This is a genomic window from Acinetobacter sp. 24-47-64 (assembly GCF_057737055.1).
Genome location: NZ_CM173215.1, coordinates 994,165 through 1,011,368 on the forward strand (window position 1 = coordinate 994,165; position 17,204 = coordinate 1,011,368).

Annotated in this window: 14 protein-coding genes; 10 read left to right on the top strand and 4 right to left on the bottom strand. The window is 38.7% G+C overall.

All coding sequences use genetic code 11. From position 1 onward, the window contains the following. Window positions 1-92 precede the first annotated feature (92 nt). The 3 genes from AC1M85_RS04770 to AC1M85_RS04780 all read left to right on the top strand — a co-directional run bounded on the left by AC1M85_RS04770 (window position 93) and on the right by AC1M85_RS04780 (window position 2,955). Entirely contained in the window at window positions 93-1,301 is a 1,209-nt protein-coding gene (locus AC1M85_RS04770; RefSeq protein WP_488213645.1) for an FAD-dependent monooxygenase, read from the top strand. Beyond that, window positions 1,298-2,536, top strand: coding sequence for an FAD-dependent monooxygenase (locus AC1M85_RS04775; protein WP_488213646.1), 1,239 nt, complete (start codon window positions 1,298-1,300; stop codon window positions 2,534-2,536). The genes AC1M85_RS04770 and AC1M85_RS04775 overlap by 4 nt, the downstream gene beginning before the upstream one ends. A 170-nt stretch (window positions 2,537-2,706) precedes the next feature. Beyond that, window positions 2,707-2,955, top strand: a complete 249-nt coding sequence (locus tag AC1M85_RS04780; RefSeq protein WP_035269751.1) for a hypothetical protein — start codon at window positions 2,707-2,709, stop codon at window positions 2,953-2,955. A 40-nt stretch (window positions 2,956-2,995) separates the two neighbouring features. Here AC1M85_RS04780 and rsmI read toward each other — a convergent pair whose 3' ends face one another. Further along, window positions 2,996-3,838 (bottom strand): 16S rRNA (cytidine(1402)-2'-O)-methyltransferase, encoded by an 843-nt coding sequence (rsmI, locus tag AC1M85_RS04785; RefSeq protein ID WP_481590228.1) that lies wholly within the window; start codon window positions 3,836-3,838, stop codon window positions 2,996-2,998. Window positions 3,839-3,849: 11 nt separating this feature from the next. On the opposite strand from rsmI, the gene AC1M85_RS04790 reads away from it, so the two are divergent. The 4 genes from AC1M85_RS04790 to AC1M85_RS04805 all read left to right on the top strand — a co-directional run bounded on the left by AC1M85_RS04790 (window position 3,850) and on the right by AC1M85_RS04805 (window position 6,848). Then, window positions 3,850-4,779 (top strand): penicillin-binding protein activator, encoded by a 930-nt coding sequence (locus AC1M85_RS04790; RefSeq protein WP_488213647.1) that lies wholly within the window; start codon window positions 3,850-3,852, stop codon window positions 4,777-4,779. A 14-nt stretch (window positions 4,780-4,793) separates the two neighbouring features. Beyond that, window positions 4,794-5,210, top strand: coding sequence for a YraN family protein (locus tag AC1M85_RS04795; RefSeq protein ID WP_481588941.1), 417 nt, complete (start codon window positions 4,794-4,796; stop codon window positions 5,208-5,210). A gap of 64 nt (window positions 5,211-5,274) precedes the next feature. Then, window positions 5,275-5,967, top strand: a complete 693-nt coding sequence (locus AC1M85_RS04800; RefSeq protein ID WP_035266827.1) for a BON domain-containing protein — start codon at window positions 5,275-5,277, stop codon at window positions 5,965-5,967. Beyond that, entirely contained in the window at window positions 5,967-6,848 is an 882-nt protein-coding gene (locus AC1M85_RS04805; RefSeq protein WP_481593055.1) for an alpha/beta hydrolase, read from the top strand. The genes AC1M85_RS04800 and AC1M85_RS04805 overlap by 1 nt, the downstream gene beginning before the upstream one ends. Before the next feature lie 23 nt (window positions 6,849-6,871). Here the strand turns inward: AC1M85_RS04805 and nudC are convergent, their stop codons facing one another. From nudC to dnaQ, 3 genes are all read right to left on the bottom strand, one after another. Next, on the bottom strand, window positions 6,872-7,630 hold the full coding sequence (gene nudC / locus AC1M85_RS04810; protein WP_092766807.1) for an NAD(+) diphosphatase: 759 nt from the start codon (window positions 7,628-7,630) through the stop codon (window positions 6,872-6,874). Next, on the bottom strand, window positions 7,630-9,270 hold the full coding sequence (locus AC1M85_RS04815) for a chemotaxis protein (protein WP_488213648.1): 1,641 nt from the start codon (window positions 9,268-9,270) through the stop codon (window positions 7,630-7,632). The genes nudC and AC1M85_RS04815 overlap by 1 nt, the downstream gene beginning before the upstream one ends. A gap of 119 nt (window positions 9,271-9,389) precedes the next feature. Beyond that, window positions 9,390-10,805: a DNA polymerase III subunit epsilon gene (gene dnaQ / locus AC1M85_RS04820; RefSeq protein ID WP_488213649.1), complete on the bottom strand. Its 1,416-nt coding sequence runs from the start codon at window positions 10,803-10,805 to the stop codon at window positions 9,390-9,392. A 215-nt stretch (window positions 10,806-11,020) separates the two neighbouring features. On the opposite strand from dnaQ, the gene AC1M85_RS04825 reads away from it, so the two are divergent. The 3 genes from AC1M85_RS04825 to AC1M85_RS04835 are packed head-to-tail and all read left to right on the top strand — an operon-like array spanning window position 11,021 to window position 17,202. Continuing rightward, window positions 11,021-14,233, top strand: coding sequence for a LysM peptidoglycan-binding domain-containing protein (locus tag AC1M85_RS04825; protein WP_488213650.1), 3,213 nt, complete (start codon window positions 11,021-11,023; stop codon window positions 14,231-14,233). 33 nt (window positions 14,234-14,266) lie between these two features. Next, window positions 14,267-16,120 (top strand): extracellular solute-binding protein, encoded by a 1,854-nt coding sequence (locus AC1M85_RS04830; protein ID WP_488213651.1) that lies wholly within the window; start codon window positions 14,267-14,269, stop codon window positions 16,118-16,120. A gap of 11 nt (window positions 16,121-16,131) precedes the next feature. After that, the gene (locus tag AC1M85_RS04835; RefSeq protein ID WP_488213652.1) at window positions 16,132-17,202 is read left to right on the top strand and encodes a microcin C ABC transporter permease YejB; all 1,071 of its coding nucleotides are present in this window, start codon (window positions 16,132-16,134) and stop codon (window positions 17,200-17,202) included. Window positions 17,203-17,204: the final 2 nt, after the last annotated feature.

The following is a 17,204-nucleotide window of genomic DNA, read 5'->3' on the forward strand; positions in this document are numbered from 1 at the left end:
TCATTATAAAAAGTAAAAACTTTATTGTAAGATGAATTTGATTAAGAGTTTATGTGTATGCAGCTATTGCTTGCTTTTATAAGGATCAAAACATGCAACAAGAAGTCATCATTGTCGGTGGTGGAATGGTCGGATTAAGCCTTGCTCTTATGCTGGCTAAAACTAACATTGCAGTGAAATTGTTAGAGGCGATCAGCTATCCTAACTATGATGATGCTAACCTTGCACCATATCATTCAAGTTTTGATGCCCGTAATAGTGCGCTGTCACGTCGAAGCGTGCAAATTTATCAAGAATTGGGAATTTGGTATTCACTGCAACAATATGCAACGCCTATTTTAGAAGTAAATATCACAGAAGAAGGAAGCTTCGGTAAGGCACGTTTAATCGCGGCTCAAGAGAAAGTAGAAAGCTTTGGCCAAGTGATTGAGAATGCATGGCTTGGACGAGTATTGTTATCCGAAGTCAAAAAAAATCCACTCATTGAGTTAATTGATGGTGTTCAAGTGACGTCGCTTAAACAGGATGAGAATTTAGCTTATCTCGAAGCATTAAAAGCGAATGAACATTTGCAGTTTAAATCCAAATTAGTCATAGCAGCAGATGGACGTGATTCTTTCTGTCGAAAAGCACTCGGTGTTGGTGCATCAGTGCATGATTATGATCAAGTGGCGATTGTCACTACAGTGCAGACATCGAAACCTCACTCCCATGTCGGTTTTGAACGTTTCAGCCCACTTGGTCCTTTAGCATTGTTGCCTTTACCTGGTGAATACCATCGCTCTGTTGTTTGGCCAGTGCCTAAAGGTACTGAGGGAGAGTGGTTAGGTGATGAAAATGATCAGCATTTTTTAGATGCTCTTCAAAAAACCTATGGCGACCGAGCTGGTAAATTTGAGAAAACTGGTCGTAGATTTAGTTTTCCTTTATCTCAAGTATTGGCTGAAAAACAAGCAGTAGGACGTGTTGTACTTATGGGTAATGCTGCTCATACCATTCATCCAGTCGCAGGTCAGGGTTTTAATTTGTGTATGCGTGATGCATATGTATTGACCCGATATTTAAAACAACAAGTCATCAAAAATGCCGATTTAGGTGAAGCTGCTGTATTGAAAGAGTATGAAAAATCTCGACTCAAAGATCAGCAACGTGTGATTAAGTTTTGTGATTCTGTGGTGCGAGGCTTTAGTAATCAAAATCCAATTCTAAAATTTGTGCGAAATACAGGTCTAATGTGCTTTGAAAATATTCCAGGTATTAAGCCACTCGTTGCCAATTATGCAATGGGGTTAAAAGCATGAATGATGCTATTTTAGATGTCGTGATTGTGGGTGGTGGTTTAGTTGGTGGATTAACGGCTTTATTGTTGGCTAAAGGTGGAGTTCAAGCGACTGTACTTGATGCAGCACCGATATTGGATCACGAGAAGACCTTAAAATCATTGAATCCTCGTGTACTTGCATTGAGTCAAGCCACTATTCATTTGCTTAATCATGTTGATGTATGGGGTAAGTTAGCTCGTCAACAACCCTACACGGGAATGCAGGTGTGGAACAAAAATGGCTTTGGTGAAATCAATTTTGGAACATCAGCGCATTCTAAACCTGATCAAGCACAAATATTAGGTTCAATGGTCGAACCAAGTATCTTGAACCTTGCGATTCAGAGCATGATGATCGACCAGATTGATGATTACCGTACTCAGATTCAAGTGAAACGTATTGAGCAAGGAAATGGTTGTTGGATTCTTCATCTCGCTGATCAAACTCAATTGAAAACGAAACTTTTAATTGGTGCGGATGGTGCAAACTCATTCGTACGTGAACAAGCCATGATTGATTTGGATGTTTTGGATTATCATCAGGCTGGTATTAGCTGTGCGATCAAGACGGAACAAGCGCATCAACATGTTGCGAGACAAATCTTCTTAGAAACAGGGCCACTGGCTTTTCTCCCAATGGCAAGTTTAGAAGATCAAGAATATGGTCATTGGCAATCCATTGTATGGACTTTACCAGATGATTATGCAGACGAATTTTCGTCACTCTCAGATGAAGATTTTGTACAATTACTGACACGAGAGAGTCATCATATGTTGGGCAAAGTATTAGCCGCAACGCCTCGAGCAAAATTCCCACTGAAAGCACGAGCTGCTCAACGTTATATTAAAGATGGCTTAGCGCTAATTGGTGATGCAGCCCATGTTATTCATCCACTTGCTGGTCAGGGGGTGAATATTGGTTGTCTTGATGCAGCAATTCTATGCGATGCGCTACTTTCGGACTACGCACGTGGCGTTTGGGCTCATGAGCAAACTTTATTGAAATATGAGCATCGCCGTAAATTTCAAAACGATGCCATGATGCATAGTATGTCTATGATTGGGTGGATGGAATCTGCTCCTGTTTTTCCTATTGTTTGGGCGAGAAACTTTGGTTTGAAACAAGTTGAAAATATCAGTGCGTTAAAATCGGCGTTTATGTCGCAAGCGAATGGTTTGAGTCAGCTCAGTAATACAAGATATCAAGTGAATTGAAATCTGATCTAAAAAGAATCATCAATATATATTTTTTTACCAATATGATTAAAAAATATACAAATGAGGTGCTTTAGATACTATGCGAATGATAAAGAGCTTGATACATTTCTCTAAAAATCAAAGCACGTTCCAATCAGGTGCGTGAAAACATTGATGGGGAGTTTGAAATGACAGACGCAAATGATTTTGATGACAACGAAGACAGTGTTGTAGACGAAAATGAATCACAAGCAGCAGAAAAAGGTGCGGCCGTAAGTGACGTTACTGTATCTGATGCCGATGTCGCTGAAGCTGAAACATTAACAGTGACAGCTAAACTCAAACAACGTCAGGCACTGGAAGATGAAGTTGCTGCTTTTCTAGCACGTGGTGGTCGTATTACTGAAGTTCCACCTGATGAATCAATAAAAGATTAATAAAAAAAGCACCATCAATATGGTGCTTTTTTTATTTTGCTTAATCATTCGCACCACTGAGCTCTAGCGCGCGTTGATATGCGACTTTCTTTTTGATTCCGATGAGATCAGCTGCAAGTTGAGATGCTGCTTTTACAGATAAATCTTGCAATAAACGATTGAGTAATTTGTCTAATTCTTCTTGCTGCATGTCTTTTTCAGTGGCTGCTCCAGCAATGACCAGTACAATTTCACCTTTTTGCTGGTGATGATCATTTGCAATAAATGATTGTAAATCTCCAAGGGTCATTTTTTTGATTGTTTCGAAGGTTTTGGTAATTTCACGTGCAAACCCGACTTCACGGTCAGCCCCGAACACAGAGACCATATCCGTTACAGAGTCTAGGATTCGATGTGGTGCCTCATAGATGATCATGGTATGCGTGTTGTCTTTCAGTTTATTTAATTGAATAAGACGTTGTGATTGTTTCGAAGATAGAAATCCTTCAAAACTAAAGTGATCACTGGGTAGACCTACAGCGCTTAATGCTGCAATAGCTGCACATGCACCTGGAACAGGAACGACACGAATACCATGCTCCTGAGCTGCACGAACCAATTTAAAACCAGGATCACTAATCAATGGTGTACCTGCATCACTGACGAGTGCAACATTTTCACCATTTTTTAACTTATCGATAATTATATCAATTTTGTTACTTTCATTGTGATCATGGCACGCTGTAAGCGGAGTTGAGATATTATAGTGTTTCATTAAAAGAGCGGACTGACGTGTGTCTTCTGCCGCGATAAGAGAGACAGACTTTAAAACATCAATTGCTCGATAAGTCATGTCATCTAAGTGCCCAATTGGCGTCGCTACAACAAATAACTGAGCACTCATAAGGTTTCTCCATGTTGGATCTATTAAGAATAAAAAAAGAATTCATTGGTATTGGCTTATGTGGAATGATTTTCCAAGCCCAAGCGGAAGTATTGGTTATTTTACCTGATTCAGGCCCTATGGCGCGAGCAAGTAATAGTATTAAAAATGGTATTGATGAGGCTTATCAAAAGTCTAAAAGTGAAATGCCAATCAAATATGTCAATTCGGATCAAAAACGATTAAAAGAGATCCTAAAGACGCAAGTCAGTCAAAACACCAAACTTATTATTGGTCCATTAACCAGACAGGATGTCGAAGCAATAATGAAAGAACCGCTTAAAATTCCTGTTTTAGCACTGAATGAAGTTCCTTCAAAACATGTGAAAGTGTGGCAGTTTAGTTTATCGAAAACTGATGATGCTCAAGTTTTAATTAAACAGATTGAAAGTGATCGAGTTCAGCATCTCTATATCTTGCGTGAGTCTGGTACTGAGTCTGAGAGCTTAAGCTTTGTAAATGCCGTGTTTAAAAATTTTCATGGTAAATTTTCTCTAGTCCAACAATTGCCTGATATAAAGTCAAATGAAGGTGTGTTGCTTTTAGGCAGTATGGCGTGGATCAACTCATTGAAGAATAAGCCTTCAAAACATTTGTATGTTCAGGCTTTTGCTATTGATCATAATATGGATATTCCGAAGGGAACTAAATTCTGTGATGTTCCAGTCATGGTTCAATTTTTAAAAAAACCTAATCAAACAACAGAAAATACTGCTGCATTCCAACGTCTCAATGCCTTCGGTCAAGATGTTTGGCGTTTGGCGGATTTGATGTTGAAAACGAAGAATCCTGATCAAATATCAATTCAAGGTCAGACTGGGCACTTGAGTTTTAAAGAGCATCGGATCGAAAGAAAACCTGCGTGCTTCGAGAAAACATGGTTTAGATTAAAAAATATTTAAGAGGACTTAAATGGATGAGTTCTCAACAATTAGGTATATGGGCTGAAGACCAAACTGAAAAAGTCTTGATCTCACAGGGTTATATTGTGCTGGCTCGAAATTTTCATTCTCGTTATGGTGAGATAGACCTGATTGCTCAACGTGATCTTGAGCTTATATTTGTTGAGGTCAAAGCCAGATCAAAAACAACCTATGCTTCAGCCCTAGAATCAATATCATCGAGCAAGCAAATTAAAATTGCGAAAACAGCAATGTCATTTCTTCAAAAATTTCCAAGCTATACAGAGTTTTATTATCGTTTTGATGTGTTTTGTTTTGATTTTCATAAAAAAATTGCAAAACCGTTACAGCATGAAATTTCTGATATAGATTATGATCTCGAGTGGATTGAAAATGCATTTACAATAAATGCAGACTTGATTAATCTATGAACCGAATGAGCTAAGCCATTTCCAACAATAGAAAAAATTCAAGTTTCACGAGGAGACGGATTGAGTGTTGAAGCGTATTGTAATTTCGATGGCGTGTGTTGCTAGTCTTTCAGGCTGTGCAAGTTTTATTTCAGGTGGAACTGGCGCAGAACCAGTTGGGGTGGTGAGTGGAGCTCGTTCTTTAGGTCAGGTATTTATTGACTCTTCAATTGAACGTACAGCAAAGATCAATTTATACAAATTGGATGCTCGTTTTAAACAATCTCGAGTCAATGTGAATAGCTTTCACAGTAATGTCTTGTTAACAGGTCAAGTGCCTGATGCGCATTTGAAACAGTTAGCAGAAGATAACGTTCGAGCGATGAGTGATGTGAAATCTATTCATAATTACATCACAGTTGGTCCTCAAATTGGTTACTCTACCATCATGCAAGATGCGACTGCGACAGCGAATACACGTGGCTTAATTATGCGTGCGCCAGTTGTTTCAGACAGTAAAGTCTTGGTTCATACTGAAGATGGCGTGTTATATGTGATGGGACGCTTAAATACAGCTGAAGAGCAAGATCTCATTGAAGTTTTACAACGAGTAGGGAATGTCACGAAAATTGTTACTTTGATTGATAACGTGGAATCTGCTCAAGTAGGCGCAGGTGTTCAATCATCATCACTTATGAACCCTTCAGCGGTGAGTACTCAACCTTATGTTGAAACACCCGTTGCAATTGATCCTGACGCTGGTGTCAGTTACCAATAATGTCGAATAAGATTGCGCAATTTTTTCCGAAATCAGTTCAGTTAAAACTGACCGAATTGAATCAAAAACTGAATGCTTTTCGCCCATATAATTTGGGTGGTTTGGCATTAAATCAATTGACCTCAAATAAAGGCTATTCTGTAAAAAGAAATATTGCTTATGGTCTTAAAGCTCGGCAACGACTGGATCTTTATGTTTGCCAAGCGCCAGCGAATAAACCTTTAGTTATATTCGTGCATGGTGGTGCATGGAGTAGAGGAAGTAAGGACGATTACAAGTTTCTTGGAGAAAGTTTGACACGTGCTGGATATAACCTCGCCGTAATAAACTATCATCTGGCGCCAGAACATATTTTTCCTCGTTACGTAACTGACCTTGCAGATTCAATTCAATATTTAATCAAAAGTGCTGATAAATATGGTATTTGTGCAGATCAAATAGCGCTTATCGGACATTCTGCTGGTGCTTTTAATGTGATGTCACTGATTTACCATCCTTCATTCATTGACTTTGAAGGACGAGATCGAATTAAAGCGTTGATTGGTTTGGCTGGACCCTATCACTTTAACTATCTAGGTGATCATTTATCTGAACATGCATTCGATAAAGCAGTAAATTTCAAAGCGGTGATGCCATACTATTTTGTAGAGAAAAATAATATTCAGCACTATATTTTTCTAGCAGATCAAGATACGTTGGTAAAAGATCATAATTCTGAAGAGATGCATCAAGCACTGTTAGCTGTAGAGAATCATAGCCAGCTCATTCGGGTGCCTCGTACTGGACATGTATCAATCATGGCAACAACTGCCACATTATTTGATCGACTCTTCAAAACTCGATCTCTCATCCTGAAAGTTTTAGAAGAGTCCTTCAAATAAATCTGTAACGATTCGGATTTGATTTATTCAGATTTGAAAGGAGTATTGTGAATGACATGTTGAATCATGGCATGCGCAATACTTCCTGCAAATGGAATTTCTGGTAAGTCATCAAATTTAAAGAATTGGGCATCACTAATTTCATCTTCTTGAAGCACAATTTCACCTGAATCATACTCGGCTCGAAAAGCAATCATTAAATTACTTGGGAATGGCCAAGGTTGGCTGGCAAGATATTGAATATTTTTAACGTTTAGACCAATTTCTTCCATGGTTTCGCGTTGCACAGCCTCTTCTAAAGTTTCACCAACTTCGACAAAACCTGCAATCAAACCATACATATTGGATTTATTTTTTGCATTTTTCGCGAGCAAAATTTCATTGTCACCTCGTGTAATTACCGTAATGACACAAGGTTGAACACGAGGGTATTGGTGATAATTACATGCTGGGCAGATCATGGCATATTCTGAACGGTGCACATCTGTTTCTGTACCGCAATGACTGCAAAATTTATGATTACGACGCCATTCTAATAATTGAACTGCTCGACTCGCTTGTTCAAATTGTTGCTTAGACCATTGAGTGATCAACTGTCGGATTGGCACAAGTTGATAACCTTTAGGAATTGCTTCTTCAATATGTAGATCTCGTGCAATTACTTGATCACCAGATTTGAAAATCAGATCACTCTCTAAACGTTCAACACGTGGTAATTGGAAGTTTTCATCGACGAGAAGTTGATGTTGTTTAAAAATATAAGCAACAGAGAGTTCAGACATTAGGCAACCGCTTTAATTTTTTGACTGCTGATGAGTGCAGTCTCAGATACTGATTTATGAATAGGATAATCATACTTCAAGCCATCAAGATGAAGTTCTAGACTGGCAAGCACATCTAGAATGTGCTGAAGTTGTTGGTGGGTGAGTGATTTCTGAATATCGTAATAGTGTTCAACCGCCTCAGCACTATTTTTTAGCGCATTACTTAATATTTGAGCATCAAGAAATAGAGCAGCACCGCTTAATTGTCTTAAATTGGTTGTGATGTTTAATAAATCATTTGTGTCTTGAGCATCATTGTTCTGAAAAAGTTTATCGCCTAGTTCTTGCAAGAGAATTCGAGCTTCTTTTTGCAGCGTTTCATGCGCATCATCTAACCGATCCAGTGATATATTCATATTATTCACATCAAGTTGAATGCGAGTTGGTGCAAAATTTCGCTTCAAAATCCCGATAGAGTTCATAGCCGACAGCATGCTGTTCATTAATCGTTGAGCAAAATCGGCATTTTGTTGAATATAGGTTCGATGAAAATGCTCTGCTTGCAGTTTCATTTCTGCATAAGCTTCATTAAGATTCATCACTAAAAAGATATTTGCCATACGATAGAGCTTTAAGCGAATATCTAAAATTTGATCGTCAGTAAAACTTTGATAGTGACTTTCAATATCTAACCTTAATTGATTCAATTCTTCTGTAATCAAGTGAGCAACGGTATCGATTGTTCTTTGATCAGGTCCAAACAGATGGCGACTAAAAATTTGTAGTTGAACATCAGTCAAAATGTTGTCCGAGATTTGAAAATACTCACGAAGCATTTGTGAATCGTAGTTTTCTTGGCTAATACAAATCGCTAAAGCATTAGCAAAGTCAGTTTCATCGACCTGAAAATGCTGGGGTGCATTTAAAAACTCTCGGATCTGACTGCCAACTTTAGCCAACCATTTTAGGCGTGCATCACTGAGAATGATTTGGTCAAGTTGATTAAATGCGATTTGCATCAGAAGCCAATATTGTTGACTCGGTGTTTCAAGAGAGAGCAGTGCTATATGATCTACAATGAGTTTAAAACGATCAAAATCGTCTTCAGTTTCATTTTGCGTCACTATTTTTATTAAACAATCTTTATATAGTGTATTCCAATAATCAGATGAATTAATCTGATTCGATGATGCTTGCGGTGTTAAAGTTAATTGTTTCTGAGTGGTCTGAATTCCATTACCCAATGCTGTACAAGGGATATTCAATACTCGCTCTAGATGGTTAAGTGTATCTAAGAGAAATTGGGGGACATCGACTTCACGTAAGCAAATAAATTCAATATATCGTTTTAGCATTGTTGTGCCATCACTTAATGCGGCGGCGTATTTCAGGTTTTTTGCGGTTGGATTTTGCATCATCTTTGACATGACTTGCGCACAGTAGTGTGCAAGTTGTGCGAGATGAGGAAGTTCGATCATGGCAAAAACTTGATTGGATTGCTCAAGTCGAATGAATGCGTCATCTATCCCAAAAGGAAGTGTTTGATCCTCGATAAGCTCTGATACTGTATTTTCGACCTGATCGATGATTTGATCAATTTCTTTTTTAACAATAAGTAATGCTGTAGGGTCAAAATAAATTGAACTTTGATAAGACATCGATCGAAACCTATGTTGGCCATTAATTTTGCTCAGAGCCCAGATAAGGGGAATTTTTGCTCTAAATGAATATAGCCGAACTGATCGTACTTTACAAAATGAATCAAGCAGATGGAAGATTATTTAGCAAATAAGCACGGCTCGCCATTTTTTTCTTGGTAATCTTCGATCCATTTTTGGTGTGCTGCTAATTCCTCATCAGAAGCATAAATGATTGGTAAATCTACCTCAATTTTTTGGTACTGATTTTGTCCAGTTTCAGAATGATGATCATGCGCTGAGAGTGCATCGATATCAAATGAAACTTGACCACCTGTCATGGCTAAATAAACATCTGACAGAATTTCTGCATCCAGTAAGGCGCCGTGGAAGGTACGATCACGCTGTGGAACTTCGTAGCGTTTCACTAATGCATCCAATGAGTTCTTTTGACCTGGATGTTTCGCTTTTGCCATTGCAAGTGTATCGGTCACTGCGCAGACTTCTGAAAGCGTACCAAAGCCAGCACGTTTGAACTCCATATCTAAGAAGTTCATATCGAAAGTTGCGTTGTGTGCGATAATTTCTGCACCTTTTAAGTACTCGTACAGTTCAGCAGCGATTTCTTCAAATATAGGTTTATCTTTCAAAAAATCATCAGAAATACCGTGAATTGCTTCAGATTCACCGACTGTTTTTTTGGGATTGATATAAATGTGAATTGAACTTCCTGTCAGTTTACGATTGATCATTTCAATCGCACCTACCTCGATAATACGGTCTGTATCTTGATAATAAAAACCTGTAGTTTCCGTATCTAAAATCAGTTGGCGTGGTCCCTGTAAATTTAAACGAGCAGGTGTGACCACAATATGTGGATGCGATTTTTCAGCTAACTGAGGAACGCTTTGATCTACAGATTCAGAATTTAAGTCCTGTGCATCAACTGTCTTAATAATATCTGAGGAGTTTGAGGTGACTTCATCCGTGCTGTATTCAGCTTGATCATCATTTTCTGCTAAATCAATTTCAACTTCTTCATCTTGATCATTGAGATCTAAACCAAACGGATCATTGAGCAACCAATCTTCAGACTGTTGTTTTTTATCATTCGCTTGCAGGGAATTTTTAAATTGTTCAGCCGTTTGGTCAGCGCCTTGATTAGCTAACTGATCTGCCATTTCATTGCCTGGATGTCCTGCATGACCTTTAATCCAGTTCCATTCAATGTCTCGACCTTGACAAACTTGATCCAAAGTTTGCCATAAATCAGGATTTTTTACGTCTTTCCAATTTTTCTTTTTCCAACCACTGATCCATTCAGTAATACCGCGTTTTACATAGTTTGAGTCTGTCCAAATGATAAGCTTTGCATCAACAGGACAAAATTTGATTCCTTCGATTGCAGCGGTTAACTCCATACGATTATTGGTAGTGTCTGGTTCACCACCACATATTTTATGTTCTGTATCCTTAGTGATGATGTAAGCACCCCAGCCACCTAGCCCAGGATTACCACGACATGCGCCATCAACATAAAGTGTTATTTCAGACATAGTTTGAACCAATCAATCGAATAAAGTGTTGAACATCAAGTTCGGAAATTTTATTGTATACGTAAATGCGAAACATCAGTGCGATAACTGGATATTTTTTAATGTCTTGTAACATTTATAAGCAATTACTCATCAAGAAGAGACTTGCCTGAACAACGAGCTCCTCTAAAATGGCTTATATACAATAAATTTACTATGCGTCTTTCGGAATTTGTATGTCTAAAACAACCACCGCAGTGTGGCAGCCATCTGCAACTTTTTTATTTAAAATTTCAGTAATTACTTCCGCAGTAACCGGATTAGGCGTAATGACTGGCTGTACAGCGAGTCCCACTTCTGCAAAGACGCAAAAGTCGAATCAACTCGGCATGTTAGATGCCAGTAGCTTAGATTCACTTGAAGATCTTTTATCTGCAACTGATATGCGTGCAGTTGAAGGTGATCGTTTACTTATTTTAAAACACGGCGATGTTTGGAAACGTATGACCGTTGGTTTTAAAATGGATGAAACAAAGTGGGATCCACGGATTGATGCTCAAAGAAGTTGGTTTATTACGCGTCAGCCTTATCTGGATCGTTTATCCGCTCGAGCTTCTCGTTATCTTTATCATACTGTAAAGGAAGCAGAGCGCCGTGGATTACCTACTGAACTTGCTTTACTTCCCGTCATTGAGAGTTCCTATGATCCAGCTGCAACGAGTTCAGCGGCAGCTGCAGGGATGTGGCAATTCATCCCAAGTACAGGTCGTATTTATGGATTAAGACAGACCAATTTGTATGATGGACGTCGTGATGTAGTTGAGTCTACACGTGCAGCCTACGAGTTTTTAGGAAGTTTATATAACCAATTCGGTTCATGGGAATTAGCTTTAGCGGCTTATAACGCTGGTCCTGGACGTATTCAACAAGCGATTAACCGTAATAAGGCTGCTGGCTTGCCTACAGATTATTGGTCATTACGTTTGCCTCAAGAGACAATGAACTATGTTCCACGTTTCCTTGCGGTTGCACAGATTATCAAATCCCCTGAAAAGTATGGCGTCAGATTACCACCAATTGCGAATCGTCCTCACTTTAGAGAAGTTCCAATTCCAGCAGGTGCGAGTTTAAACGAAATTGCTTCTCTGACAGGCTTAAGTCGTGCAGAACTTTATCAACTGAATCCAGGGCATCGTGGTGATATCATTGATCCTCAAAGTCCACAGCGAATTTTAATTCCAGCAGATTTAAATCCAAATATTGATCGTAAACTGAAAGCACTCAAACCAAGCAGTACAGGTCTATGGGCGAGCGCTTCAAGCCCTGTTTCTACATCTACGCCAGCAACCACAATTACAACGACAGTAAATACACCAAAAGCTTCAAATGCTTCCGTATTGGCAACTCAAACAGTGAAGCCAGTTAATAATACTCAAACAGCTTCAGTTTCTACAACAATTTCAACTTCGAAGGGTAGGACTCCTTCTGGTTCTGATGCATTGGCAGCTTTTGCTGCTTCGGCAGTGGTGCCAAGCGCACCTCGTATACCTGTTGCTGTTACACCGGCGCAAAATGTTAAACCTGTACGTGTCGAACCCGAAATCACTGCTGAAGAAAAAGCCAGAATCTTAGCTTCAATTGCATCTGAAAAAACCACAACAACTACGAGTTCTGATCAAATTATTGCCTCGGTCATTGAGCCACAGGCCACTGAAGCAGAAAAAGCGGAAGTCGTTAGAGAGATTAGTGCCATTGCACCTCAAGGTACTGAGATCGTCGATCCTTTAGATGGCAAGATTAAATTAACTGCGATTCAGACAAGTCAGTCTGTGGCAGCAGGACAAGGTTCAGAAGTTAAAGTTGGCTTTGCTTATCCTAAATCTGTAGCAGAAAGTACATTGCCTACTTCTGAGGAAGCCCAGCTTAATCAAGGTAAGGCATTTAAGAAAACTGAAAGTGAAGTGGTTGTAGAACCACCTAAGGGTAAACGTAGTACGTATACGGTACTCCCTGGTGACACGCTGGCAATTATTGCAATGAAAAACGGCGTAAGTTGGAGAGATATTGCAAAATGGAACCAAGTAGATCCAAATGCAACCTTATATGTAGGTGCGACCCTATATCTGTACGATGCTAAACCAGTAGCATCTGCCCAGAAAACGGATATAAAGCCAGCAAGTTATATTGTAAAAGCAAATGATAGTCTGACTAGTGTTGCAAACCAGTTTGATTTAAGTGTCCAACAACTGGCTGAATTGAATGGTCTAACTATCAATAGTAATTTACTGGTTGGGCAGAAGTTAAATTTAACCCAGTCTCAAGCATCTAAATCAAGCAAAACTGAACAAGCGCTAACTAAGGTTCAAACGAAATCTTATACGGTCAAACGTGGCGAATACTTAAAGTTAATCGCTGATCGATATGGACTTTCGACTCAAGAGTTAGCGTCATTAAGCTCAGGACTGAAAGCTGATAGTAGCCTGTACGCGGGTCAAAAAATTAATGTTCCTTTAGAAGAAGTGCAATCTGCTACAGCTTCATCAACAACTCGCGCGAGTAATGCTAAAACTGTACCTGAAATTCAGACTGAAACTTACCGCGTACAACGAGGAGATACGTTGTACAACATTGCAAATGCGCATAAGTTAACCGTTGTTGAGTTGGCGACACTGAATAATTTGGATATTGAAAAAGGATTGATGGTTGGTCAAACCATTAAAGTACCAGCGGGATCTAAAGTACCAGAGCAATATGTTGTTCAATCAGGCGATAGCCTGAATGCCATTGCAAGCAAATATAATCTTTCTGTTGCACGGTTAGCAGAAATGAATGGCTTGCGAACGAATGCTGGTTTACAAGTTGGGCAAAAGCTGAATTTGAAAGAAGATGAAAATAAAGCTTCCACTAAGCAGAGTTCGACACGAAATAATTCGGTTGCTGAGAAAGTGGAGTTTCACACTGTGAAGAGTGGAGAGACCTTAGCAAGTATTGCGCGACAATATGATATGCCGCTTCAATCATTACTTACGCAGAATGATCTAAATGCGAGATCAGTCCTTCAAATTGGTCAAAAATTAAAAGTAAGTGGCGATGTTGAAAAGACGGCTGCAAGTACAGAAAAAACACCAGTCCGTCAATCAAAATCGCGTGATACCGAGGATTATGCTGTCAAATCAGGCGAGTCTCTTCATGTTATTGCTACACGATTTGACATGACTGCAAAAGAACTTGCAGATCTCAATAAGTTAAACCTACGTGCTGGATTGCAAAGAGGCCAAATTATTCAAGTTCCTAAAGTGGTCACAGATTATAAAGTCCGTAGTGGTGATTCCCTGTACAGAATTGCGAATCGATTTGGTATAGACATTGATCAGCTTGCAGAAATGAATGGTTTGAAACCAAACACACCTTTACAGATTGGTGCTACGATTAAAGTTCCACATTCTTAAGTCTGCTTAAGCAATCAGGAATTTCATATCGAGATGTGCATTTCATCAACTTTGTCAAAAGCAAAGTTTATTTTCCTCTTCTTGCCCATTCATATCAGTGCATGGGCAAATCTTCAAACGACGCCTTATATTGCTTTACAGTCAAAACCGAAATATCTGAATTTAGATGCGATGCCATATGCCAACCCAGACGCACCAAAGGGTGGAAAGTTGGTGAAAGCGGCTGATGGGACATTTGATAATCTAAACGGTATGAATGGGCAAGGAAGTTGGGTTGAAGGTACAAATTACTTGTTCGATACGCTATTTTCCAAGTCATTAGATGAACCAAATGTGTTTTATCCACTTTTGGCTGAGAAAATTCAGTTTGATCCAACCCGAACACAATTTGTGATTTTTCATTTAAATCCACGTGCTCGATTTAGTGATGGATCTCCTGTACTGGCTGAGGATGTTAAATTCACGTTTGAAATGTATTTAACTAAAACCAATCCCGGTTTACAGATGTATTTGTCTGATTTAGATAAAATTCAGGTTCTGTCTAAACATGCCGTAAAAATGGTATTTAAATCAGAAAGAAATACTGAAATGCCAGCAATACTTTCACAGATGCCAATTTTTTCTAAAAAAGATTGGCAATCTAAAGATTTTAGTCGAGCAACACTCAAACCCATTTTAGGATCAGGGCCATATACAATTAAAAATCTTGATGCTGGTCGTAGTATTACCTATCACCGTAATCCCCATTATTGGGCTAAGGATTTACTTGTAAATCGCGGTCGTTATAATTTTGATCAAATTAAATATGTTTATTACCGTAGTTCGGACATTGCATTTGAAGGATTTAAAGCTGGACAATATACATTTCACCAAGAGAAATTTGCTCGTAAATGGAAGACGGAATACAACTTTCCAGCATTTAACTCAGGATTGGTTAAAAAATATAGTGTAGCTTTACAAAACCCTGCTCCGACACAAAGTATCGTTTTTAACACACGAAAAAAACCGCTAAACGATATCTATTTTAGACAAGCAATGACCTATGCTTATGACTTTGAATGGCAAAATAAAGCATTGTTTTATCAACAATATCAACGTTTACAAAGTCATTTTCAGTTTAGTGAGCTCGAAGCAAAGTCAGTACCAAGTCCAAAAGAATTAACAATATTAAAACCTTATTTATCTCGGTTACATCCTTTACAACGAGAAGGGGTATTAAAAGCGTGGAAATATCCCGTCACTGATGGTACAGGTTACAATCGTAAAGGCTTACTCACTGCTCGGAAAATTTTAATTGAGCAGGGGTATTCATTTAAAAATGGTAGTTTGCATGCGCGTGATGGAAAACCAATTCAATTAGAATTGCTTCTTCATCAAGAGGGCTTACAACGGACGCTCATGCCTTATATTCGAAATTTAAAAAAATTGGGTATTCAAGTTTCGATTCGGCAAGTCGATATGCCTCAATATTTACAGCGGATGCGTCAATATGATTTTGATTTAACCACGATGGTGATGCCTCAATCACTAAATCCTGGGAATGAGCAAGCGCAATTTTGGAGCAGTCATGCTGCAGATGAAGAGGGAAATTATAATTTTTCTGGTGTGAAAAATAGCGTTATAGATGAAATTATACAACGTATTATTCATGCACTCGATCGAGAAAAATTAATATTAAATACACGTATCTTGGATCGTTTATTACGTGCAGGATATTATCAGATACTTACTTACGGAAATGATCGTGAATGGTATGCGTATTGGAATATGTATAAACAACCACAGATTAAACCCAAACTCGCTGTTGGTGAAGATTATTGGTGGGTAGATCAACAGCAAGCTCGCAAAGTGTCTGCTTATCTTGGTCGAAGTAAAGGCTCACGTTAAAGGTTAAATTTATGGGTCTTTATATACTTAAACGACTTTTGCTGATCATTCCCACCTTATTTTTGATAATGCTGATCAATTTCGCCGTCGTTCAAATTGCTCCTGGTGGACCTGTAGAACAGGCAATACAGAGAGCTGAACAATTTCAAGGCATTGGTGTTGTGTCTGGTTCGACATCTCATATCAATGAAGTCCAGAGTTATTATCAGGGTACACGAGGACTCAGTCCTGAAATGGTCGAGCAGATCAAAGCGCAATATGGATTTGACCGCCCTGTGCATGAGCGCTTTTTTCTAATGCTAAAAGGATATTTTCAACTCGATTTTGGAACGAGCTTTTTTAAAAATAAATCAGTAACAACATTAATTTTGGAAAAAATGCCAGTCACGATCTCCCTTGGATTATGGAGTACCTTACTGATCTACAGTATCGCCATTCCTCTAGGGATCAGCAAAGCGAAAAGACATGGCAGTCTGTTTGATCAAACGACCTCCTTAATATTGGCGGTAGGTTATGCAGTGCCAACTTTTGTATTTGCTATTCTACTTATTATGATTTTTTCGGGGGGATCGTATTTACAATGGTTCCCATTACAAGGATTGGTCTCTGAGAATTTTGCTGAACTCAGTTTCATTGATAAAGTTAGAGATTATTTTTGGCATCTTACAATGCCTGTCCTTACTATTATATTAGGTGGATTTGCGACCCTCACATATCTAACAAAATACTCTTTTATGGAAGAGTTAAATAAACAATATGTGACGGCAGCTCGTGCTAAAGGTCTGACCGAGCAACGCGTTTTATACAATCATGTTTTCCGTAACGCCATGTTAATCGTTATTGCAGGATTACCTGAAGCACTGATCGGAATTTTTTTTGTTGGTAATCTATTTGTAGAAATTATATTTAATCTTGATGGTTTGGGTTTGCTTGGATTTGAGGCAATTCAGCAGCGTGATTATCCCGTGATTTTTGGAACATTGTTTATCTTTACGTTGGTCGGTCTAATTTTGAGATTACTCAGTGATGTTCTATATCAATTGATTGATCCAAGAATTAATTTTGATCATCGAGGAGCATAAAA